Genomic DNA, 19,854 nt, shown 5'->3' with positions numbered 1-19,854 from the left:
TCATTAAAGTGCTGGAACGCGAGTCGTAGTGGCAAATTGCGATACAAGAACGCGTCGCACCCCGGTCGAAATATCGGGCAAAAAAACAGCCAGTCACATTGGGGCCTGAAGCATATGGATACTTCCGAAACGCATGCAGCTAGTAACGACACGCTGATTGAACTGACCGCCGATGTGGTGGCCGCTTACGTCAGCAACAACCCGGTCCCGGTGGGTGAACTTCCGGGGCTGATCGCCGATGTCCACGCAGCCTTGGGCCGCGTTGGCAATGTTGCCGAGACGCCGCCTGCCGACAAGCAGAAGCCGGCCGTCAACCCAAAGCGCTCGGTACATGATGACTACATCATCTGCCTTGAAGACGGCAAAAAGTTCAAATCGCTGAAGCGTCACCTGATGACGCACTACAACATGACGCCGGACCAGTATCGCGAGAAGTGGGGCCTTGACGCCAGCTATCCGATGGTTGCGCCCAACTACGCGGCAGCGCGCTCGCAGCTCGCCAAGAAGATGGGCCTGGGCCGCAAGCGCAAGGCCAAGTAACGGCCTTCCAGGGTTATTTAGCGTGCGGCGCCTTCGGGCGCCGCATTGCGTTTTGGCCGGCGCTGCCGCGGACGAAGGGAAAGCCGCGTTGGCTGATCGGGAAACACGCCCTTCAGCCGGTCGCGTACCTGCTTGAGTGCGATGTGGCGGTTGAGGTCGTAGCTCCAGTGCCGATTGACGCCCCTGAGACGTTCGCGTTCGATTGCGCGTTCGAGCCGCTTGAGTAGGGCCAGCGTGGATTTCTGCCCTCCCGTCAGTGCCTTCGAAAGCTCGATGCCGCAGCAGAGCTGCAAGGCGGCTCTTTGCCTGGCGTCCATGAGTTCTGCTAGCCTGTCTCTTTTGAACGCTGCAATTTCACTCGAAAAATCCCGCATCGCGATCCCTGCCTGCTGTGACGTGACGGGACAATGATGCGGGTGGCTTTTAGGGTGGGGAAAAACTTTGCGGCGATTTTCTCGCGCAAAAATAAAAAGTGAAACTGTTACAACGGCTTGGCCATCCGATTGTAGTCTGGGTGTTCATTTTTTGTTCACACCCAGCGGTGTCGCAGATATAAGAACTTATTCCTATCCATGGAGGGGAACGAGTTTGGCGGGATCCACATCGGCACTATTGGCAAAACGGCAGAACGAGGCGCGGGAAGCTGTTGCCAGAGATGAACGTTCGTCGCTTGAATTGCTTGCCGAACTGCGCCGCGACGAGGTCATCGAGCGATGCGACGCGATGATCGAGCTGATGGCGGCGCTCTTTGGCGTGCCAAGCAAGGAGTTGCGCCGGCTTGGACGGACAGGCAACGACATCAGCCGCCTCCGGCAGATATCGATGTATGTCGCTCACGTCGTCTTCCGCTTCTCCATGAGCGAGGTCGGGCGTGGTTTCGGCCGCGACCGAACGACCGTGCTTTATGCCTGCCACACAGTCGAGGACCTTCGCGACGATGCCGAATTCGACCGGATCGTGTCTCTCGCCGAACGGGTGGCAATCGCAGCCTTTCGCGACAGGTTGGAGCGCTGAGATGAGCAAGGATATGATGGACGACAAGGCGAGGAGCCGGGTGCTCAAGCTGCTGGGCAAAGGAACTGCCGAATGTGGCTCGGCGGCAGGCAGCGGCAAGCTCATCCTCGAAAACGACAGAGGTGAACGGATCGCCGTCGATGCGACGGTTCTCCTCGCGCTTGCAAGCGATGGCCTTGTGAGCCGTAGCGGGCGGATAGTGCGGCTGAAGGGGGAAGGGGCGGCGGCCGCACGGCGCGAAGCGAGCGTGGTCGATCGGTTTCAAGGCCAGCACCGCGATCTGGACACCATCATAGTAGATGGCGTTTCAGGGCAGCATGCAGCGCTGGTCAATTTGTCGGAGTCGCCACTTTGCCAACTCGTTAGGCGCAAGACCAAAGCTGGCGAGCCGTTTTTGAGCCATGGTGAATTCACGGCCGGCGAGCGGCTGCGCTCCGACTATACTCGTGGCCAGATCATGCCGCGCATGGGTGCCAACTGGGTGGCGAGTGTTTCGTCGGGCAAGCGGGGCGGTGGAGTGGCCGACCTTACCGATGCGGCACTTGCTGCGCGCCAACGCGTCGATCTGGCGATCGAAGCCGTAGGGCCGGAACTGTCGGGGGTGCTGATCGACGTCTGCTGCTTTCTCAAGGGCCTGGAACTGGTGGAGGCGGAGCGTAGCTGGCCGGTACGATCGGCCAAGATCGTTCTCAAATCGGCACTGGGCGTGCTGGCGCGCCACTACAATCCGGGCGCTGGTTCCCATCGTGGACGCAAGGTCCTGCACTGGGGCGCGGCAGACTATCGCCCGAAACTGGGCTGAGGCTTAGGCTACTTGGTGGAGTGCTGCCTCGGCGTCGCGCTTGATGCGCTTGACCATCGAGCGCAGGCCGTTGGCGCGCTGCGGCGACAGGTGCTCGTTGAGGCCGAGCTCCTTGAGAGTTGCTTCGGCATCGATCGCCTTGATCTCGCTGGCGCGACGACCGGAAAACAACGCCAGCATGATGGCGACCAGGCCACGCACGATATGTGCGTCTGAATAGCCGTCGAACCGGATGACCGGATCAGCACCGTCGTCCTGGTGGGTCACCAGCCAGACCTGGCTGACGCAACCCTGCACCTTGTTCGTGTCGGTCTGAGCGCTTTCGGGGAACGACGGAAGCGCTTCGCCGAGTTCGATGACATAGCGATAGCGGTCCTCCCATTCCTCCAGAAATGAGAAGTCGTCGCGGATGGTGTCGATCGAGGTCGTCATGATGTCTTGGATATAGTGGGAGCGCGGCTGCCCGTCACGAAAAAAAGAGCCAACGGAGGCGGGTGACCAGCGGCAATGGCCGCCGCAATGGTTCGAACCCTGGGCTAATTGGCCGGAGCCGGTGCCGCGATGGCCGGCAGGTCGTCCGTCGCCGGTACGCTGCCGGTCTGGGTGGCGGTATCAGGCTGACCGAACTGCTGGTCGAGCGCCTCATAAGCGATACGGGCGCTTTCGCGTGCCCGGACACCGATGGTCTGCATGGCGGCCTTGCCCGTCTCGCAAACCTCGGGCTTGCGCTCGCAGATACCGGCAATGTCGCCGACCGCTTCGCGCGCGGCGAAGATTGCCTGCAGCGGGCTTACGCTGTTTTCGCCATCCGGGCCGGTGCCGAGCGGCAACAGCAGCAGGACGAGCGAGAACCAGAATGCGGTCCTGATGAGAAAGCCCATGGGAAGCCTCTTGTGATCTGGCGGGGCCGGTTTGTCTTTAGGCGGCCATGCAACTTGTTGGGTCGACAATGGCATGAAGGAGCGAAGGAGCGCTTGCTTCAAAAGATGGCATTTTGAGAAGGCTTTTCACCAAAGTTTAACGGACTGCCCCGACCGGCAGGTATGTTCGCCCATGCAATTTGGCACGAGACTCGTAAGTAATTGATTTAAATTGCTAAAAATCACGACGGCAGGTTCAAGGCAGATTCGCGGACACCAAGTCGGCAAATAACCCTCCGTTTACCATGGCGAGAACTGTTCTCGAATGTCGCCGCCGCAATCCCGATATTCGCCATGTGGCCGGCTTTCGGTCGCCCTGCCTTATCCCTTCATTAAAGGCTCGGTGAGACTTTAGGGACAACTACAGAAGAGCCGCAAAGCGAGCCACGGAAGAGTGCGTAGCGTTGAGTTTTGTCATGACCAGATACGGTGAGTTTTCCGGCGCGGTCGCCGCCGGCTGCGACCGGTTGGTCCATCCGTCGATCGATGGCTCCGGGCGGCCGTTGCAACAGCGCCTTGTCGGCTTGCTGCTGGCAGCCCCGTTTCTCGTGGGCGGAGCAGGCGTGGTCCTGGTCACGGCGAATTTCGGCGCGGCTGCCACCTTTGCCGTCATTTTCGTAGCCTTCAGCCTGAGCTGGCTTGCAGCGCTCTTGGTCGCCGCGACTGGCAAGGCCAAACAGATTGGCTTGGCATCTCTGGTTGTCGGAACAGCCGCAATCGCTTCGATCATTGCTGCTGCGGGCGGGGTGACCTCGCCGGCCACTCTGCTGGTTGCTGCATTGCCACTCGAAGCGCTGTGGGTCTGGCGCACGCGCAAGGCGGCTCTTCTTGGCGCGGCTGCGGCCGTTGCCGCTTTGCTGTCTCAAGGTTTTCTCGGCACGTTGCCATTCGCCGAAGGCGCTGCGGTGTCGGCATGGCATTGGCTGTTGCCCGTTGCCTGGCTGGCCACTGTCGCCGCACGAGCCCGTGCGTTTTTGGTTCAACGTGTCGAACGGGATGTCGCGCCTACCCATGCCCTGGACAAGTTGCTCCAGGCGGTTGTGCTGCGCGTTGCCCATAATGGCGACGTGACGGACGTGTCGGAGCAGTCCCGGACGATATTGCGCCTGCAGCCGGAACTCATGCTGGGCACCGCCCTTTTCGATCGCATCCATGTTGCGGATCGCGTCGCCTATCTCTGCGCCCTGGCCGACATGCGCGACGGGGCCCAACTGCGCCAGGTCGACTTGCGCTTGCGCCTGCCCCGGCAGAATGAAAGCGATTCCGGCGATAATTTCCGGCCATTTGCGCTGGATCTGATCAAGGCCGAAGGCCAGTCGTTTGTTGCGATCGTCCGCGAAAACGACACGGTTGCAGACCTGCGCGACGAGTTGGCCAAGGCAGCCGACGCGGTGAAGAGTGCGGAGCTTGCCAAGAGCAATTTCCTGGCCGCTGTAAGCCACGAACTGCGGACACCGCTGAACGCGATCATCGGGTTCTCCGACATGCTGCTCCACGAGATGTTCGGTGGATTCCAAGAGCCGCGCCAGAAGGAATATGTCGGCATCGTCCGCGATTCAGGCCAGCATCTGCTCGAAGTCGTGAATTCGATTCTCGACGTCACCAAGATCGAGTCGGGCTGCTATGCGATCAACCCGGAGCCGTTCAGGTTCCGCGAGGCTGTCGACATGTGCACCTCGATGCTGGCACTGCAGGCACAGGCCAAGGCAATCGACCTGGCCGTCGAAGTGTCCACCGCCACCGGCGAGGTCAAGGCCGATCGCAGGGCAGTGCAGCAGGTGCTGATCAATCTGGTGTCCAATGCGCTGAAGTTCACGCCCGAAGGCGGCAGGGTCGAGATCGGCGCCAAGCGGCTGGGATCGCGCCTGCACTTTTGGGTGTCCGACACCGGTATCGGCATCGCCCAGGAGGATCTGCCGAGGCTGGGCACGCCCTTCATGCAGGTGCAGAACGACTACACCCGCCGCTTCGAAGGCACCGGCCTGGGGCTCTCGCTGGTCAAGGGGCTGGTCGCACTGCACGACGGAACCATGTCGATCGAAAGCGCACCTGGCCAGGGAACCACAGTGACCATCAGCCTGCCGATCGAAGGTCCGGCATTCCGTCCCGAGGCTACGAAGGGCGAAGTGATGCGGTTGCCTGCCAGCAGGAACAGGGAGATGCGCAATGGCTCGCTCCGCAAAGCAGGCTAGGCCCATCGTAGATGACCGCAGCCCGTTGCAGGAGGGTGTGCTTGCGCTTGGCGGGCTGGTTGCGCGCAATCCTGTCCTGGTCGGCGGCTCGACAGCCTTTTTGGTGGCGCTGTTTTACGTCTCGGCGAATGCGCTGTGGTACCAGCCTTATGCGCACAAGGGTGCATTCTTTTCAACCCGCGAGACGGTCGAGTTCCCCGATATGAAGGAAGACGCGCCGGAGACGACGATCAAGATCGAGCGCCCGCAGGAAGCCGTGGAAGTTGCGCGGCCGCAGGGCGACCCAAGGATCGAACAGGTCCAGGGCATCCTGAAGGACCTTGCCTTTTATGATGGGACGGTCGACGGGCTGAATGGACCTGCTACGCGCGGTGCGATCCAGGCCTATCAGAAGAAGGTCGGTTTGGCGGCCACCGGCGAGATCGACCAGTCGCTGCTTGAACAATTGGGCGCAGCTGAGATTACCGCTGGCATAGCTCCCAAGCCGACGCCCCGCGCGCAGGCGACACCGGCCCCGGCGCCCGCGCCACGAGCCGAAACGGCACCAGCGCCAGTTCGTGCTGAGCCGATGGGCGATGCCGGCGCCAGCGCCCGGATCATGAAAATTCAGGCTGGACTGAAGGCCTTCGGCAATGACGGCATCGAGATCGATGGGGTGCCCGGCGGAAGGACAAAAGCGGCGATCCGCGAATTCCAGGCGCTGTTCGGTCTACCTGAAACGGGCGAGCCAGACCCGGCGGTCTATGCCAAGATGCGCGAGATCGGCCTGACTAACTGACGACCGGTTCGGACCGGAGAGCCTGTGCGCCTTGCCCGCAAGACGTTATAGAGGCCGGATCGAAATCGCGATCGGGCCTGATGAATGCGCTTAACCACTGATTTTTGGGTATCGGCCTTGTTGAAGCGGGTCTTCGGTGAGGGGGGCTTCGGCGCCATTCTTAACCGGGGTGCGTTGGAGGCAGGTGCGGTCTTTATCCTCACTCGCGATCGCTTTGGCCAACAGAATCTCTATGGGCCAGCCCCCCAGACAAGCTACGACATGGCAAAACCTGACGAACGCCAGTTCAGCCTGCTCGAAAGCGACGATGATGGCACGGCAATCGACAAGCGGCTTGAGCGCGAGCGTCGGTTCGATCCCGACATCTGGGTCGTGGAAATCGAGCCGGGCAAATCCGAGATCAAGGACCTGGTTTCGCTTACGACGCCCTGAGCGAGGCGTCAGCCTTCGGCTGTGGCCGAAGACGTTCGGCGTTGCTGCGGATGCGGGCACCGATGGACGCAGCCTTCCAGTCGCGCACGCGATCGAGCGCTACATCGCGATGCAGCAGGCGGTAGCGCTCCAAAAACAACCTGATCGCTTCGGCATGGGTAAACTGGCCCGGAAATGTCGTGGCGGCGAGCAGGAACGCCTGTTCCTCCGGCAGGTCGAGCGCCTTCAACGCATCGATGAGTGAAGAGTAGCCTGCCTTTTCCGTGATCGAACGTGCAGTCTGGAAGTCGATTTCCAGCGCATCCGCAAGCGCTGTCTGGAAGAACGTGCTGTTGCCTGTAAGGGCGGTGGTCTTGAGCCTGTCGTAGGCCGCTGATCGGGGTGGCCCATCACGCGATTTGGACTGCTGCGGGGCATTGGGCGTCATCATCGACCGCAGCCTGCGGCGGGTGGCTTCGGCGAGTTGACCGGAAACAAAGGTGCTCGAGGCGTCTGGCGCCGGAGCAGCCACAGCCGGGCGGGTTTCAACGGCGGATGCCGCTTCAAGGGTTGCGCCCTCTGGATGAACCAGGCGGGGGCGTTCGAGCACCCTGATCAAGTCGGCGATTGTTGTGTTGAGGTTTGGGCGGCGGGCGATTGCACGTGCGTGCGGCAGACCGTGGCGCCCGATCAGCGCTATGAGCGCGACGTCGGACAGTACGGGCGAGCGGACAAGCAGCGGTGCTGCGATATCGACGCTTTCGTCGCAAAGCCGCCGAACCAGGCCAACGGGCGCATATTCGCAATCTGAAAGTGCCGCGGCGACAAACCGGCGGGCTTCAATTGACACCTTGTCGAAAAGCGGCAGCGTCAGATCTTCAAGTTGCGCGATCTCGCGGCGCGAAGGGCGGGGCAGGGCGCAAAATGCAGAGACTGCCGCCCGGAACAGCCGTTCGGGCTTTCCGAATTCGCGTCCGATAGCGATTTGCCTGAAGTCCGATGCTGACACGAACGGTTACGCCTGACACAACTAGACACTGCCTCGGAAGCGGTAGGCACTGCTGTACCCGTCCTTGAAGTCCCGAAGATGAAGATAAACTTAGCGCGGATTTGTTAGCGGACTGTTAACTTTGCTGTTAAGAAATACGTTCATTAACAAAAGGTTACGATGGTTTCTTTCTCTTTAGCCCCTTGCCATCCGTTGTCGGGCGAGCCCGGGTCTAAAATGTTGCAAAGGAAAAATGCAGTTTGGCCCCGACATTGGCAAAACGCTCACGGACCTTTCACACCCCCTGATTAAAAAGAGAGTGTCAAACGCATCGCCCCAGGAATTGAATCAAAGGCATGGCAGTAACTGACTGTTAACTCTCTGCTGGCCTTATCGGCTTTGGAGGCGTTGCGTGCTTACTCCGGTTCAACCGAGAGGGAATCGCCAGCCATGGGCAGCATAGTGTCATTCATGCCGCGTCGTGCGGCTACCCACCGGTCGCCAAGTGCACCGGGAACGTCGGCATCAATAATCATCTTCCCAGGCGTGCGCTACGAGCGCACATCGGGAACGGCTTCGGCAACGGGCGGTCGCACGCAACGCAGTGCCGCGCCTCGGCGGAAGGACCCGCTGCCGCGGCATTGAAGCGCCATGCATCCGCTGGACGCACAAAGGACACTTCAGGCCTTTGAACCTACCTGTCGAACTGTCCGGCTCTCGGGCCGGCGCGCTTACTGAATTTCGCAGTTGATGCCGTCGAGGAAGCGCGAGACCCTGGGCTTCCAGCTCTCGTCGGGAACAAAGACGCGGACAACGACGATGCCTTCGTCGATCGGCGTTTCCACGAAGATCGATTTTTCGAACTCTGGCGGCAATTCCTTGCGCAGGTCGATCATCTGGGCAGGTGTAAGCACCACAAAGTCCAGGCTGCCGTCGGTCGCCGTTCTGTCATTGAAGCTGTAGATGTTCTGCCCGCTCCGGTCATAGACCGAGGCCGACCAGTAGGGAACCTTGCCGGCGTTGTCGATGCGTACGACACCTTCGGTAAGGTCGAAACGACATGCGGCATCGTAGAAGGACGGGTCCAGCGACTTCACCACGGGTGCGCCGCCGACGTCCTGGTCGAGGCGCACGATCTTGTTGGGAGCGGCAACCATCGCAAGGCGTGACCACGCATCACGCTCGGAAAAGCTTGGCACCAGCAGCAGGATGACGATGTGCGCGATGCCAGCGCCGATCAACCCGATTGCCAGCGCGTGAAACAGCCTACGCATTGCACTGCACCCTGACAATGCGTGGCATTTCGATGCCGGACAGGCCGGTGCTGCTGGCGATGGGGGTATCGTAAAGCGTTAGCACCAGGTTCATGGCGCCCACGCCCGTAACTGCGAGCCAATTGCCGGGCTGGGGCCGGTTGCCAACCGAAATCTGGACGGAATTGTCCGGCTGGCGGAGAACTTCGAGCGAATGCACCGCAGGGTCGCGTCGCATTCCCGACTTGAGCGCGGTGCTTGCCCTGTCGGTGGCATAAAGCGTCCAGAACCTTGCAACCGGCAGCGATCCTTCGACGCGATAGTTACACTCGCTTCTCAATGTGACACCACTTGAGTCGCGTTCAGCGACGAAACTGAGACCTTCCGCGCGACCGAGCGCGAGTACGCCGTCGCGCGTCACGCGCGCCTTGGAATAGGGGTCGGCATCCGGTGTGCCGATGTCGGGAAATGCGGTCCACGGACCCACCGACACGGCACCGATGCCCTCCTGCGAATTGAGGACCATGCCCACGCTCGCAGCGCCACCGCCGACCGCGACGGCAAGGGCGAGAGCTATCAGGAGCGATTGTTTCAGCATGAGCCGCCGCAGGATGGAGTTGGCGGAGGAATATCCCGCCACAGGACTGGAAGGCAAGCGGGGAACGGCTGCAGCCGGTGCGAGAGCGATCGCTGGCCGACCATCAGCAACGTCATAGCGCCGAAAGCGTCTCGGGCTCGGCCGAGCGCTCGATGGCCGGTGCGTTGTGGAAGGAATCGGCGATGTTGCGCAGCGCACGCGTGGTCGTGCTCGACAGCACTGGAGGGCGATCAGACGTATCAGCCATCGCGGGCTGGGCTCCGTCTTTCTCGGCTTCCTTGGCCTTGGCGATCGCGGCCGGATCGACGAAGGGGTTCTTGATGCCCGGAATGGGCTTCAGGTCCATGTTCTGGTGCGCGTAGGCCATGAAGCGCTGCCATATCATCGCCGGTAGCGAACCGCCGGTCATCTTGTTGGTTGGTGAAAAGTCGTCGTTTCCAAGCCAGACGGCAGCGGTGTAATTGCCGGTGTAGCCGATGTACCAAGCGTCGCGATAGGACTGGGTTGTGCCGGTCTTGCCGGCGGAGCGGATGTTGGGAAGGGCGGCCTTGCGTGCGGTTCCAACCTCGGGAATCTGCACCATGATGGAGTTCATCGAACTGACCGCCTGTTCGGACAGCACACGGTGCGGCGGCGGCGCATCCTTGCTGTAGTCGTACACGACCTGGCCCGAATGCGTGACGAGCTGGGTAATGCCGTGGCGCGTGCCGACGACGCCGTCCTGAGCCAGAACGCTGTATCCGGTTGCCTGATCCATGACGGTCAGGCCCGACGTGCCTAGCACCATGGTCTTGTGGGAACTGACGGGAGATTCGACCCCCATCGCCTCGGTCATCGCCTTGATCGGTGGAATGGAAAGGTGGTCCTTGGCAAGGCGCACCGGCACCGTGTTGATCGACTTGACCAGCGCTGTGGTCAGCGTCATGCGTCCGGAATAGCCTCGCGTATAGTTTTTCGGCGACCAGGCGCCCCAACTGATCGGCGCGTCTGAAATGATCGAATCCGGGGTAAAACCGTTCTCCATGGCCGTGGCGTAGACATAAGGCTTGAACGACGATCCGGTCTGGCGCTGAGCCTTGGTGGCTCGATTGAACTGGCTCGCGCCGTAGTCGCGGCCTCCGACGATGGCGCGCACCGCTCCATTGGTCTCGATGACGACGACCGCACCTTCGGTGACGTTGAATTCCTTGCCGAACTGGCGCAGGTGAAACTCAATCGACTCCTCCGCTGCCTTCTGGATGTTCATGTCGATCGTGGTGCGCGCGACCAGCGAGTGGGTGCCCGACTTCGAGGCGATCTTCTTGACCTCGTCGAAGGCCCAGTCGAGGAAGTAGTCCGGACTCTTGCGGTCGCCGCGATCGACGATGTCAGCCGGGTGAAGCCGCGCTGACAGCACCTGGCCTTCTGTCATGAAGCCCGCCTGCACGAGGTTGCTGAGCACGACGTTGGCGCGAGCGCGGGCGGCCGGGAGGTTGATGTGGGGGGCGTACTTGGTCGGTGCCTTGAACAGGCCGGCAAGCATCGCCGCTTCAGCGAGGTTGAGATCCTTGACCTGCTTGCCAAAGTAGAAATCCGCGGCCGCCGCGATGCCGAATGTGCCGCCGCCCATATAGGCGCGGTCGAGATAGAGCTGCAGTATCTCTTTCTTTGACAGGTTCGATTCAAGCCAGAGTGACAGGAACGCTTCCTTGACCTTGCGTTCCACCGTGCGCTCGTTGGTCAGGAAAAGGTTCTTGGCCAACTGCTGGGTGATGCTCGAACCGCCCTGAACGACGGAGTTGGCGCGCATGTTTTCCGACATGGCTCGCACCAGCCCGAACAGATCGATGCCGTAGTGTTCGAAGAAGCGGCGGTCTTCCGTCGCCAGCACGGCCTTGATCACGTGATCGGGCATTTCATCGACAGGCACGGAGTCGCGCTGGATGATGCCGCGCTGGCCTATCTCGTTGCCGTAACGGTCGAGGAAGGTGACGGCGAAGTCGTCCTGGTTGCGCCAGTTGCCGGTAGTTTCCTGGAAAGCCGGCATGGCGAGTGCGAGCATCACTACCGAGCCGCCGGCAGCCATGGTGAATGACTCGCTCAGGACCTCGATAACGCCGCGGCGCCAGCCTTTGACGCGGAAGCGACGAAAAAAGATCGTGGCGCTTTCCCAAAACTGCTGGGTGCGGAATCGCAGTTCATAGAGCGTTGAATCGAGCCAGGCGTCGACGGCCAGCAGGCTAGCGGCGACATGGCCTCTCTTCTTGCGTGGTTCGGTGGGATTTTCCATTCGAGACGAGCCCGGCGCGTGACTGCAGCTTATACCAAAATACTTTTGCTGGCGAATTTGAGGGCGCGCGTCCCTTCGGCCCACGCCTGACTTGTCACCGATTTTTGCCGGCGCGACAAGGGCCAGTTGGACACAGCTGGGGATTTAAAAAAATCAGGCAATAGGAATATATTCTTGACAGCGTGACGGTGCTTTGGTAGTGTCTGGCTATCGTCAAAGAAGTGTAGCCGAAGCGGCGCACTGACAGGCAGTTCCCAAAACATGAATATGGAGGTCTCGTTGGTCGCGAAAGCGGACGAACGCTGGCGAGCACTGCGCGCTCTGTTCGAGGGTGCGCGCGTCGATGCCGAACTTCTATCGGCGGCGAGCGGTTGCGCGGTGTCCTCTATCGACAGGCGTGTTGCCCGGGATGGCTGGATGAGACCTGCCACAGCAGATTTCAGTGACCGGCTGGAACGGTTGGCCGAATCCCTGGTCGGACAGGTCGAGACGCTTCGGCTGGAAAACGAAGGCGGTCTCGACAAGGCCCAGTTGGACATGGTCGGCTCGATCATCAGGACGGTCGAAAAGATCAACGAGCTGATGCGGGGAGCGGACGCAGCAAAAGTGAGCCAGACGAACAGAGATGCAGAAATGGCGGACGTGCTTGCAAGGATCGACCGACGCATCGTCGAGCTTGCTCGAGACTATGCACGGGTGCTGGTCGCAGACGAACGTTCCCAGCCGATTGGCGGGGCTGATCGATGAGGAGTGGCTTCATTTCGCTCGCATAGGGCAATACCCGCTCGGGCGGAAGCCGGCGACATGGTTGGTGGTCGGCGGACGAGGTGCAGGCAAGACACGGCTGGGAGCGGAATGGGTAAACAGCATGGTGCGTGGGTTTTCACCCTTTGCGACCAGAGGGCATTCGCCGATAGCTTTGGTCGGAGAAACCCTTGCCGACGTTCGAGAGGTCATGATCGAAGGCCCGTCCGGGATCGCAACGATTTCGCGTCACGACAGGCCGCGTTTTGAACCAAGCCGCAAAAGGCTGGTCTGGGATAGCGGCGCGGTCGCACAGATTTTTTCCTCCGAAGACCCCGACAGTTTGCGTGGGCCGCAGTTTGAGGCGGCGTGGTGCGACGAACTGGCGAAGTGGAAACATGCGGAGGCCTGTTTCGACATGCTGCAGTTCGGGCTCAGGCTTGGCGACAAGCCGAGGCAGATCATCACCACGACGCCACGCCCGGTACCGCTATTGAAGCGGCTGCTGGCAGATCCGGAGGTCATGGTGACTCGCATGAGGTCGGACGAAAACAGCGCCAACCTCGCGCCAGGTTTTCTGAAGGCGGTCCGCGGCCGTTATGGCGGCAGTGTCCTGGGCCGACAGGAACTGGACGGCGAACTGATCGAGGATCGCGACGACGCCTTGTGGTCGCGCGATGTTCTCGAAGCGGCCCTGGTGGCAGAGACGAACGACTTGCGCCGCATCGTGGTGGCGGTCGATCCGCCGGCAAGTTCTCGAAAAACCTCCGATGCGTGCGGAATCGTTGCCGTCGGGCTGGATTGCGGGGGCCGGGCGGTGGTCCTGGCCGATGCCACGGTCCAGGCAGCGAAACCGCAGGACTGGGCAGGAACGGCGGTGAGGCTGTTTCACCGCCTTGAAGCCGACTGCATCGTTGCCGAGACCAACCAGGGGGGCGATATGGTGACGGCAGTCATCCGTACCATCGATCCGGCAGCGCCGGTGAAGGCGGTGCGGGCGCAGCGGTCGAAATGGCTGCGCGCCGAGCCGATCGCCGCACTCTATGCGCAGGGCAAGGTTCTGCATGCCGGGCGCTTTACCGCACTCGAAGACGAGATGTGCGATTTCGGCCCGAATGGGCTGTCGAATGGCCGCTCTCCCGATCGCGTCGACGCGCTTGTCTGGGCAATCGGCGAACTGATGCCGGACTGGTCGACTGAACCGCGAATCCGCGATTTTCTTTGAACAGGAAACGATATGGCTTTGAACTGGCCTTGGTCTTGGTGGACCGGGAAGGGTAGCGTCGTACCTGAACGCAAGAGCGGCGGCCCGACGGGCTTTGTCGCCTTGCATGCCCAGGGCGAGGCGCGCTGGACCCGGCGCGATTATGCCGGACTTGCGCGCGAGGGTTTCATGCGCAATCCGATCGTGCATCGCTCGGTGCGCCTGATCTCGGAGACGGCGTCGGCCATACCCTGGTTGCTCTATGAAGGCGCCAGCGAACTGGACGATCACGCCTTGCTCCAGCTGTTCGAGCGGCCAAACGAACGGCAGGCAGGCGGCAGCTTCATGGAAACGCTGTACGGGCACCTTCTGCTTTCGGGCAACGCCTATGTCGAGTTGGTCGAAGCGGGTGGCGGGACGCGTGAGCTGCACCTGCTGCGGCCCGACCGGGTTGCCGTGGCAGCCGATGCCAGCGGTTGGCCGACAGCGCTCGAACATCGTGAGGGCGGGGTGCGGCGGCGTATTGACCTTGGGCTCGGCGAAAAGGGCGGTGCGGCGCATCTGACGCTGTTCCATCCGCTCGACGATCACTACGGCTTTCCGCCGCTCGAAGCGGCTTTGATCGCGCTCGACACGCACAATGCGGCCGGGCGCTGGAACAAGGCGCTGCTCGACAACTCGGCGCGGCCTTCCGGAGCCTTGGTTTATGCGCCCAAGGATGGCGGCAATCTGAGCGACGAGCAGTTCGACAGGCTGAAGACCGAACTGGAAGAGGGCTATTCCGGTGCGACCCGTGCCGGACGACCGCTGTTGCTCGAAGGCGGGCTCGACTGGAAAGCGATGGGTCTGACGCCCAAGGATATGGATTTCATCGAGGCCAAGCATTCGGCAAGCCGCGACATCGCACTTGCGTTTGGCGTACCGCCGATGCTGCTCGGCATCCCTGGCGATAACACCTACGCGAACTATCAGGAGGCCAACCGCGCCTTCTACCGCCTTACCGTTCTGCCGCTGGTGGCGCGGACGGCAAAGGAACTCTCGGCCTGGCTTTCGCCGGCCTTCGGAGCCGACCTGCGGCTCTGGTACGACGCCGACCAGGTCGAGGGCCTTGCCGGCGAGCGCGACGCGCTTTGGTCCAGGGTCGAGGGGGCCAACTTCCTGACGGAAGACGAAAAGCGCGAGGCCGTCGGCTACCCGCCGCGTGGCTAAACAATCCGAAACACAGGACCGAAGAGCAATGACGTACATGTCCGACCCCGGCTGGCTTTGGCTGGCCAAGGGCGCGGGTGCGATTGCCGGCTCGGCGATCTCGCTCGCTTACATCTTGCCGCAAGGGCGGCGCGAGGCCGCTGTCCGCTTTTCGGTGGGCGTGGTTTGCGGGCTGGTATTCGGTGGAACGGTTGGTCTGAAGATAGCCGCCGAACTCGGCATCGAAGAGCTGATCAGCCCAACCGAGATGACCATGATGGGGGCTGCTGCGGCAAGCCTCTGCGCGTGGTGGGCGCTTGGCCTTGTCATGCGTGCCTTCGAAGGCAACCGCCTCGGCCGCTGGATAGACCAAAGACGCAAGAGGAGTGGCGCTCATGATGCATGAGGCAACGACGAGGAATGGCGAACGGAAGTTCATCGATCTCGTGCTCGACGAAGTCGCCGTCGATGGCACCTTCTCGGGCTATGCGAGCCTGTTTGGGCGTGTTGACCTCGGCAAGGATGTGGTCGAGCGGGGCGCCTTTGCCAAATCGCTGCGAACGCGCGGGGCGGCGGGCATCCGGATGCTGTTTCAGCACGATCCCAATCAGCCGATCGGCACGTGGACGGAGTTGAAGGAAGACAACCGTGGCTTGTTCGTTCGTGGCAGGCTGGCCAAGGACGTTGCCCGCGCACGTGACGTGCACAACCTTTTGCGAGGCGGCGCGCTTGACGGCCTCTCCATAGGTTTTCGCGCCGTGAAGGCACGGAAGGAACAGGCGAGCGGTGTGCGCCATATACTGGAGGCTGATCTCTGGGAAATTTCCATCGTGACCTTTCCCATGTTGCCCGAAGCGCGCATCGACACGGTCAAGGGGCGGGGGATGCTGCCGACAACCAGACAATTCGAAGGTTGGCTGACGCGGGATGCGGGGCTGACCAGGAGCGACGCCCGGGCGGTCATCGCCGAGGGGTTCGCCAGCCTCGTGCGCAAGCGGGACGCCGCATGGGGATCCGAGAGCGGCCTTGCCGAACGCATTCGGCAGGCCACGCGCATGATCAAACAAAAAGGAAACAGCGTATGAATGAGACCCACGCGCCGCGCGCACCCGACATCAAAGGGGCGGCTGGCGATGCACTCGACCTGAAGGATGCCTTTGGCGAGTTCATGACCACCTTCGAGGCGTTCAAGGACAGCAACGACGAACGCCTGGCGCAGCTGGAAGGCAGGCTGGGCGCCGATGTGGTGACCTCCGACAAGGTCGACCGCATTTCGCGCGCGCTCGACGAACAAAAAAGGACGCTCGACGGTCTTTCGCTGAAGCGGCTGCGGCCGGCACTTGGACGCGACGGTCGTTCGATGCCGAGCGAACACAAGGACGCATTCGAGGCCTATATACGCAGCGGCGGCGATCGGCAGCTGCGCTCGCTCGACACCAAGGCGATGTCTTATGGCTCCGGCCAGGACGGCGGCTACCTGGTGCCAAACGAGACGGAAGCCGAAATCGGGCGCCGTCTGTCGACATTGTCGCCGATGCGTTCGATCGCCTCCGTACGCCAGGTTTCAGCCGCAGTCCTGAAAAAGCCGTTCGCTGTCACAGGGCCAGCGGTGGGATGGGTGGCGGAGACGGCAGCGCGACCTCAGACGGCCACGCCGACGTTGGCCGAACTGCAGTTTCCGACCATGGAACTGTACGCCATGCCGGCGGCGACGGCCTCGTTGCTCGAAGACAGCGTCGTTGATCTCGACCAGTGGATCGCCTCGGAGGTCGAGACGGCCTTCGCCGAACAGGAAGGCACGGCCTTCATCAATGGCAACGGGGTCAACAAGCCCAAGGGATTCCTCGACTACAACAAGGTGGCCGAGGCGAGCTGGGCATGGGGCGACATCGGTTATGTGGTGACTGGCGTATCGGGCGCGCTGCCGGCATCGAGCCCTTCAGACATCCTGATCGACACTGTCTACACCGTGAAGGCGGGCTACCGGCAGAACGCCAACTGGGTGATGAACCGCAAGACCCAGGCATCGATCCGCAAGCTCAAGGACGCCGACGGCAACTACCTCTGGCAGCCGCCTTCGGCCCCTGGCCAGCGTGCCATGCTGATGGGCTTCCCGCTTGTCGAAGCCGAGGACATGCCGGATGCGGCGCCCAACGCCACCCCGATCGCCTTTGGCGATTTCGGCCGCGGCTATCTTGTCGTCGACCGCACGGGCGTGCGGGTGCTGCGCGATCCCTATTCCGCCAAGCCCTACGTGCTTTTCTATACCACCAAGCGTGTCGGCGGCGGCGTCCAGGACTTCAGCGCGATCAAGTTGCTCAAATACGGCACTGCGTAGGCCGGCTGAGCGGACCTCGGGTCCGTTCGCCGCTCAGTGCCGTCGCGGCCCCGGTTCCTCCCCGCCGGGGCCGCTCCCTTTCCACCCAGACACAGGTGATGAATGACCCTGATCAGAACCGTCGCGCCGGCGCTGGAGCCCGTGACGCTGGTCGACGCCAAGGCGCATTTGCGTATCAGTCATACGAGCGAAGACGGGCTGCTAAGCGGCCTGATCCGCGCCGCGCGCGAAGATGTCGAGCGCACGACGGGCATCGCGTTGATCGACCAAACCTGGCGATTGGTGCTCGATCAGTGGCCGAGAGACAATTTCGTGATGCTGGCGCGGCACCCGGTGCGGCAGGTGCTTTCGGTAACGGTTTTCGGCAGCGAGGGTGCGGCGTCAGTCGTCAATCCGGCCGCATACCAGCTCGACACATTATCGCGGCCCGCACGCATCCATTTCGACCGGGCGCCCGGACGGCTTCGCACCATGAATGGTGTCGAGATCGACTTCCGCGCCGGCTTTGGCGAGGCAGGGACGGAAGTGCCCGACCTGCTAAAGCGGGCGATGCTGCTGCTTGTGACACACTGGTACGAGTTTCGAACGAGCTTCGGGCCTGAGGATCAGCCGGTGTCTTATCCCGCTGGGTACGACCGCTTGCTTTCCAGCTATCGCGCGCGGAGGCTGTGATGCGGATGAGCTTCATCGATCCTGGCGCGCTGCGCAGCGAGTTTGCGCTGGAAGAATGCGTGACGACGCCGGACGCCCTTGGCGGCCATACACAAAGCTGGGTCGAACTGGCGACACTGTTTGCGTTGGTCGAACCGGTGTCGGCGCAAAGTGTGTTTGGCGCGGACCAGACGCTCGAAACCGCGACGCATCGGGTCACCATGCGATGGCGGGCCGGGCTCAAGAGCGGGATGCGGCTGCGCCGGAACCAGCGTGTGCTGGACATCATTACTGTCCACGATCCGGATGAAACGCAGCGCTACATCGTTTGTCGCACAAGGGAGCAAGGCGCATGAATGTGACGATGAAGCTGACGCTCGACGGGCTGAAGCGGGCGCTGCGCTGGAGGGCGCATGAACTGGCGGAAGATGTTGAACAGAGCTACCGTGGCGAGGCTTCCGGTGGGGAGGCTGCGGCACCGCCGAGGCGGGTAGATCCGCGCAGGTTGAGGGAGCGAGACGATGACCGCCCCGGCCGCTGAGTTGCAGAAGGCGGTGTTTGCCACACTTCGCGGCAATGCAGCGCTGGTGGCGCTCCTGGGCGGACCGAAGATCCATGACCAGGCGCCAGCCAATGTGATCTTTCCCTATCTGACCTTCGGCCGGACGAGCGTCTATGACTGGAGCACGGATACCGAGAGCGGTACCGAGCAGCTGTTTTCGGTTCATGTCTGGTCAAAGTCGCAAGGCAAGCGCGAGGCACTGGAGATCATGGAGGTCGTGCGTGCGCTGCTTGACGATGCAACGCTCAATCTCGGCACGCAGCATCTTGTGAGCATGCGGCTCGAATTTTCCGAGGCGCGTTTCGATGACAGGCTTTCGCTGCATCACGGGCTGTTGCGCTTTCGCGCGGTGACCGAGCCCAAAGGCGCCTGACCGCCGGATTGCGGCGACAACTTTCTCAAGACATTCAGGAGACCAATTCATGGTCGCACAGAAGGGCAAGGACCTTCTGCTCAAGATCGACATCAACGGTCTGGGCAGCTTCGTGACGGTTGCGGGTCTGCGCACCAAGCGCATTGCCTTCAACAGCGAGACCGTCGACATTACCGATGCGGAGTCCGCGGGACGCTGGCGCGAGCTGTTGGCCGGAACCGGGGTGCAGCGGGCGGCAGTGAGCGGGTCCGGCATCTTCAAGGATCAGCAATCCGACGCCAGGATGCGCAGTTGCTTCTTTGGCGGCGAAATTCTGAGGTGGCAGCTCGCTGTCCCCGATTTCGGCGTCGTCGACGGGCCGTTCCAGATCACCGCTCTTGAATACACCGGCAATCATGATGGCGAGGTGGCCTTCGAGGTGGCGCTCGAATCCGCCGGCGTCATTGGCTTCACGGTGACGCGATGACGGCGAACAGGCGACGCGGCGAGATTGCGGCCGAACTGGACGGAAAGAGCCATCGGCTTTGCCTGACATTGGGGGCCCTGGCGGAGCTTGAAGCGAGCTATGCCGCCGCCGATCTTGCGGCACTGGTGGAACGGTTTTCGAGCGGGCGTCTGTCGGCTACCGACATGATCCGTGTCATTGGCGCTGGCTTGCGCGGCGCCGGACATGAACTCTCCGACGACGAAGTGGGCGAAATGCGCGCTGAAGGCGGTGTCGCAGGTTTCGCCGCGATCGTTGCGGACCTGTTGACCACGACCTTCGGTTCCTCGCCCACGGCGGAGGACGGCCAAAACCCTTAGTCGCCGCAGCAGGCACCAGCGCGGAATTCCCCTGGGACAGCGTGATGGCTGCCGGGTTCGGCCTGCTGCGGCTTTCGCCGAGGGATTTCTGGGCAATGACGCCGCGCGAATTCGAAAAAGCCGTGAGCTACTTTGGCTCAGCCAAGGGCGAAGCTCCCGGCAAGGCGCAACTTGCTGAGCTGATGAAACTCTTTCCCGATCAGGCGGAGATCCAATTTGGTTGAG

General features: G+C 61.9%; 25 protein-coding genes and 1 pseudogene. 19 read left to right on the top strand and 7 right to left on the bottom strand.

All coding sequences use genetic code 11. From position 1 onward, the window contains the following. Window positions 1-114: 114 nt before the first annotated feature. A complete protein-coding gene (locus C8K44_RS05545) occupies window positions 115-540 on the top strand; it encodes a MucR family transcriptional regulator (RefSeq protein ID WP_109574750.1) in 426 nt (141 codons plus the stop codon). Window positions 541-557: 17 nt separating this feature from the next. On the opposite strand, the gene C8K44_RS05540 is transcribed toward C8K44_RS05545, so the two are convergent. Beyond that, window positions 558-914, bottom strand: coding sequence for a cytoplasmic protein (locus C8K44_RS05540; RefSeq protein ID WP_348626316.1), 357 nt, complete (start codon window positions 912-914; stop codon window positions 558-560). A gap of 214 nt (window positions 915-1,128) precedes the next feature. Between C8K44_RS05540 and C8K44_RS05535 the strand changes: the two genes are divergently transcribed. Continuing rightward, window positions 1,129-1,554: a helix-turn-helix domain-containing protein gene (locus C8K44_RS05535; protein WP_245417370.1), complete on the top strand. Its 426-nt coding sequence runs from the start codon at window positions 1,129-1,131 to the stop codon at window positions 1,552-1,554. A 1-nt stretch (window position 1,555) separates the two neighbouring features. After that, window positions 1,556-2,356 carry a DUF6456 domain-containing protein gene (locus C8K44_RS05530; RefSeq protein ID WP_245417369.1) on the top strand — a complete coding sequence of 267 codons (801 nt, stop codon included), beginning with the start codon at window positions 1,556-1,558 and terminating at the stop codon, window positions 2,354-2,356. Window positions 2,357-2,359: 3 nt separating this feature from the next. On the opposite strand, the gene C8K44_RS05525 is transcribed toward C8K44_RS05530, so the two are convergent. Both C8K44_RS05525 and C8K44_RS05520 read right to left on the bottom strand, forming a co-directional pair. Further along, complete coding sequence (locus C8K44_RS05525) at window positions 2,360-2,788, bottom strand: SufE family protein (RefSeq protein WP_109574749.1); 429 nt, start codon at window positions 2,786-2,788, stop codon at window positions 2,360-2,362. Window positions 2,789-2,892: 104 nt separating this feature from the next. Further along, window positions 2,893-3,237 carry a DUF5330 domain-containing protein gene (locus tag C8K44_RS05520; protein WP_109574748.1) on the bottom strand — a complete coding sequence of 115 codons (345 nt, stop codon included), beginning with the start codon at window positions 3,235-3,237 and terminating at the stop codon, window positions 2,893-2,895. 455 nt (window positions 3,238-3,692) lie between these two features. On the opposite strand from C8K44_RS05520, the gene C8K44_RS05515 reads away from it, so the two are divergent. From C8K44_RS05515 to C8K44_RS05505, 3 genes are all read left to right on the top strand, one after another. Next, entirely contained in the window at window positions 3,693-5,468 is a 1,776-nt protein-coding gene (locus C8K44_RS05515; protein WP_109574747.1) for a PAS domain-containing sensor histidine kinase, read from the top strand. Beyond that, window positions 5,443-6,246 (top strand): peptidoglycan-binding domain-containing protein, encoded by an 804-nt coding sequence (locus tag C8K44_RS05510; protein WP_109574746.1) that lies wholly within the window; start codon window positions 5,443-5,445, stop codon window positions 6,244-6,246. Before C8K44_RS05515 ends, C8K44_RS05510 begins: the two co-directional genes overlap by 26 nt. A gap of 84 nt (window positions 6,247-6,330) precedes the next feature. Next, window positions 6,331-6,678, top strand: coding sequence for a DUF1491 family protein (locus C8K44_RS05505; RefSeq protein WP_109574745.1), 348 nt, complete (start codon window positions 6,331-6,333; stop codon window positions 6,676-6,678). Here the strand turns inward: C8K44_RS05505 and C8K44_RS05500 are convergent. From C8K44_RS05500 to C8K44_RS05485, 4 genes are all read right to left on the bottom strand, one after another. Beyond that, window positions 6,665-7,666, bottom strand: coding sequence for a DUF2336 domain-containing protein (locus C8K44_RS05500; RefSeq protein ID WP_109574744.1), 1,002 nt, complete (start codon window positions 7,664-7,666; stop codon window positions 6,665-6,667). The genes C8K44_RS05505 and C8K44_RS05500 overlap by 14 nt on opposite strands. A gap of 710 nt (window positions 7,667-8,376) precedes the next feature. Then, window positions 8,377-8,919 (bottom strand): DUF1254 domain-containing protein, encoded by a 543-nt coding sequence (locus C8K44_RS05495; protein ID WP_109574743.1) that lies wholly within the window; start codon window positions 8,917-8,919, stop codon window positions 8,377-8,379. Further along, window positions 8,912-9,496, bottom strand: coding sequence for a DUF1214 domain-containing protein (locus tag C8K44_RS05490; RefSeq protein WP_109574742.1), 585 nt, complete (start codon window positions 9,494-9,496; stop codon window positions 8,912-8,914). The genes C8K44_RS05495 and C8K44_RS05490 overlap by 8 nt, the downstream gene beginning before the upstream one ends. A gap of 112 nt (window positions 9,497-9,608) precedes the next feature. After that, complete coding sequence (locus C8K44_RS05485) at window positions 9,609-11,765, bottom strand: penicillin-binding protein 1A (RefSeq protein WP_109574741.1); 2,157 nt, start codon at window positions 11,763-11,765, stop codon at window positions 9,609-9,611. Between the two features lie 279 nt (window positions 11,766-12,044). Between C8K44_RS05485 and C8K44_RS05480 the strand changes: the two genes are divergently transcribed. The 13 genes and pseudogenes from C8K44_RS05480 to C8K44_RS05420 all read left to right on the top strand — a co-directional run. Further along, window positions 12,045-12,512, top strand: coding sequence for a hypothetical protein (locus C8K44_RS05480; protein ID WP_146203908.1), 468 nt, complete (start codon window positions 12,045-12,047; stop codon window positions 12,510-12,512). Then, window positions 12,454-13,734 carry a terminase family protein gene (locus tag C8K44_RS05475; RefSeq protein WP_109574739.1) on the top strand — a complete coding sequence of 427 codons (1,281 nt, stop codon included), beginning with the start codon at window positions 12,454-12,456 and terminating at the stop codon, window positions 13,732-13,734. Before C8K44_RS05480 ends, C8K44_RS05475 begins: the two co-directional genes overlap by 59 nt. A 12-nt stretch (window positions 13,735-13,746) precedes the next feature. After that, the gene (locus C8K44_RS05470) at window positions 13,747-14,922 is read left to right on the top strand and encodes a phage portal protein (RefSeq protein WP_109574738.1); all 1,176 of its coding nucleotides are present in this window, start codon (window positions 13,747-13,749) and stop codon (window positions 14,920-14,922) included. Window positions 14,923-14,950: 28 nt separating this feature from the next. Beyond that, entirely contained in the window at window positions 14,951-15,307 is a 357-nt protein-coding gene (locus C8K44_RS05465; RefSeq protein WP_109574737.1) for a DUF6107 family protein, read from the top strand. After that, on the top strand, window positions 15,300-15,986 hold the full coding sequence (locus C8K44_RS05460) for an HK97 family phage prohead protease (RefSeq protein ID WP_109574820.1): 687 nt from the start codon (window positions 15,300-15,302) through the stop codon (window positions 15,984-15,986). The genes C8K44_RS05465 and C8K44_RS05460 overlap by 8 nt, the downstream gene beginning before the upstream one ends. Continuing rightward, complete coding sequence (locus C8K44_RS05455; protein WP_109574736.1) at window positions 15,983-17,239, top strand: phage major capsid protein; 1,257 nt, start codon at window positions 15,983-15,985, stop codon at window positions 17,237-17,239. The genes C8K44_RS05460 and C8K44_RS05455 overlap by 4 nt, the downstream gene beginning before the upstream one ends. Window positions 17,240-17,341: 102 nt before the next feature. Further along, a complete protein-coding gene (locus C8K44_RS05450) occupies window positions 17,342-17,911 on the top strand; it encodes a head-tail connector protein (RefSeq protein WP_109574735.1) in 570 nt (189 codons plus the stop codon). After that, window positions 17,911-18,246, top strand: a complete 336-nt coding sequence (locus C8K44_RS05445; RefSeq protein ID WP_109574734.1) for a phage head closure protein — start codon at window positions 17,911-17,913, stop codon at window positions 18,244-18,246. Before C8K44_RS05450 ends, C8K44_RS05445 begins: the two co-directional genes overlap by 1 nt. Further along, a complete protein-coding gene (locus C8K44_RS05440; RefSeq protein ID WP_109574733.1) occupies window positions 18,243-18,431 on the top strand; it encodes a hypothetical protein in 189 nt (62 codons plus the stop codon). The genes C8K44_RS05445 and C8K44_RS05440 overlap by 4 nt, the downstream gene beginning before the upstream one ends. Then, on the top strand, window positions 18,412-18,825 hold the full coding sequence (locus C8K44_RS05435) for a DUF3168 domain-containing protein (RefSeq protein WP_109574732.1): 414 nt from the start codon (window positions 18,412-18,414) through the stop codon (window positions 18,823-18,825). Before C8K44_RS05440 ends, C8K44_RS05435 begins: the two co-directional genes overlap by 20 nt. Before the next feature lie 49 nt (window positions 18,826-18,874). Beyond that, the gene (locus C8K44_RS05430; RefSeq protein ID WP_109574731.1) at window positions 18,875-19,291 is read left to right on the top strand and encodes a phage major tail protein, TP901-1 family; all 417 of its coding nucleotides are present in this window, start codon (window positions 18,875-18,877) and stop codon (window positions 19,289-19,291) included. Next, window positions 19,288-19,629, top strand: coding sequence for a gene transfer agent family protein (locus C8K44_RS05425; protein ID WP_109574730.1), 342 nt, complete (start codon window positions 19,288-19,290; stop codon window positions 19,627-19,629). Before C8K44_RS05430 ends, C8K44_RS05425 begins: the two co-directional genes overlap by 4 nt. A gap of 38 nt (window positions 19,630-19,667) precedes the next feature. Beyond that, a pseudogene (locus tag C8K44_RS05420) lies at window positions 19,668-19,853 on the top strand (phage tail assembly chaperone); the annotation flags it as partial. Between the last annotated feature and the right edge of the window lies 1 nt (window position 19,854).

This window comes from Aminobacter sp. AP02 (assembly GCF_003148805.1).
Taxonomy (GTDB): domain Bacteria; phylum Pseudomonadota; class Alphaproteobacteria; order Rhizobiales; family Rhizobiaceae; genus Aminobacter.
Note: the sequence above shows the minus strand (reverse complement) of the source record. Positions and strands in the feature narration are given on the sequence as shown.

What these genes read in the sequence shown, in the direction of transcription:
- C8K44_RS05545 (WP_109574750.1), top strand. Translation starts at nt 115, where the DNA reads ATGGATACTTCCGAAACGCATGCAGCTAGTAACGACACGCTGATTGAA.
- C8K44_RS05540 (WP_348626316.1), bottom strand. Translation starts at nt 914, where the DNA reads ATGCGGGATTTTTCGAGTGAAATTGCAGCGTTCAAAAGAGACAGGCTA.
- C8K44_RS05530 (WP_245417369.1), top strand. Translation starts at nt 1,556, where the DNA reads ATGAGCAAGGATATGATGGACGACAAGGCGAGGAGCCGGGTGCTCAAG.
- C8K44_RS05525 (WP_109574749.1), bottom strand. Translation starts at nt 2,788, where the DNA reads ATGACGACCTCGATCGACACCATCCGCGACGACTTCTCATTTCTGGAG.
- C8K44_RS05520 (WP_109574748.1), bottom strand. Translation starts at nt 3,237, where the DNA reads ATGGGCTTTCTCATCAGGACCGCATTCTGGTTCTCGCTCGTCCTGCTG.
- C8K44_RS05515 (WP_109574747.1), top strand. Translation starts at nt 3,693, where the DNA reads ATGACCAGATACGGTGAGTTTTCCGGCGCGGTCGCCGCCGGCTGCGAC.
- C8K44_RS05510 (WP_109574746.1), top strand. Translation starts at nt 5,443, where the DNA reads ATGGCTCGCTCCGCAAAGCAGGCTAGGCCCATCGTAGATGACCGCAGC.
- C8K44_RS05505 (WP_109574745.1), top strand. Translation starts at nt 6,331, where the DNA reads ATGCGCTTAACCACTGATTTTTGGGTATCGGCCTTGTTGAAGCGGGTC.
- C8K44_RS05495 (WP_109574743.1), bottom strand. Translation starts at nt 8,919, where the DNA reads ATGCGTAGGCTGTTTCACGCGCTGGCAATCGGGTTGATCGGCGCTGGC.
- C8K44_RS05490 (WP_109574742.1), bottom strand. Translation starts at nt 9,496, where the DNA reads ATGCTGAAACAATCGCTCCTGATAGCTCTCGCCCTTGCCGTCGCGGTC.
- C8K44_RS05485 (WP_109574741.1), bottom strand. Translation starts at nt 11,765, where the DNA reads ATGGAAAATCCCACCGAACCACGCAAGAAGAGAGGCCATGTCGCCGCT.
- C8K44_RS05475 (WP_109574739.1), top strand. Translation starts at nt 12,454, where the DNA reads ATGCACGGGTGCTGGTCGCAGACGAACGTTCCCAGCCGATTGGCGGGG.
- C8K44_RS05470 (WP_109574738.1), top strand. Translation starts at nt 13,747, where the DNA reads ATGGCTTTGAACTGGCCTTGGTCTTGGTGGACCGGGAAGGGTAGCGTC.
- C8K44_RS05465 (WP_109574737.1), top strand. Translation starts at nt 14,951, where the DNA reads ATGACGTACATGTCCGACCCCGGCTGGCTTTGGCTGGCCAAGGGCGCG.
- C8K44_RS05460 (WP_109574820.1), top strand. Translation starts at nt 15,300, where the DNA reads ATGCATGAGGCAACGACGAGGAATGGCGAACGGAAGTTCATCGATCTC.
- C8K44_RS05455 (WP_109574736.1), top strand. Translation starts at nt 15,983, where the DNA reads ATGAATGAGACCCACGCGCCGCGCGCACCCGACATCAAAGGGGCGGCT.
- C8K44_RS05450 (WP_109574735.1), top strand. Translation starts at nt 17,342, where the DNA reads ATGACCCTGATCAGAACCGTCGCGCCGGCGCTGGAGCCCGTGACGCTG.
- C8K44_RS05445 (WP_109574734.1), top strand. Translation starts at nt 17,911, where the DNA reads ATGCGGATGAGCTTCATCGATCCTGGCGCGCTGCGCAGCGAGTTTGCG.
- C8K44_RS05440 (WP_109574733.1), top strand. Translation starts at nt 18,243, where the DNA reads ATGAATGTGACGATGAAGCTGACGCTCGACGGGCTGAAGCGGGCGCTG.
- C8K44_RS05435 (WP_109574732.1), top strand. Translation starts at nt 18,412, where the DNA reads ATGACCGCCCCGGCCGCTGAGTTGCAGAAGGCGGTGTTTGCCACACTT.
- C8K44_RS05430 (WP_109574731.1), top strand. Translation starts at nt 18,875, where the DNA reads ATGGTCGCACAGAAGGGCAAGGACCTTCTGCTCAAGATCGACATCAAC.
- C8K44_RS05425 (WP_109574730.1), top strand. Translation starts at nt 19,288, where the DNA reads ATGACGGCGAACAGGCGACGCGGCGAGATTGCGGCCGAACTGGACGGA.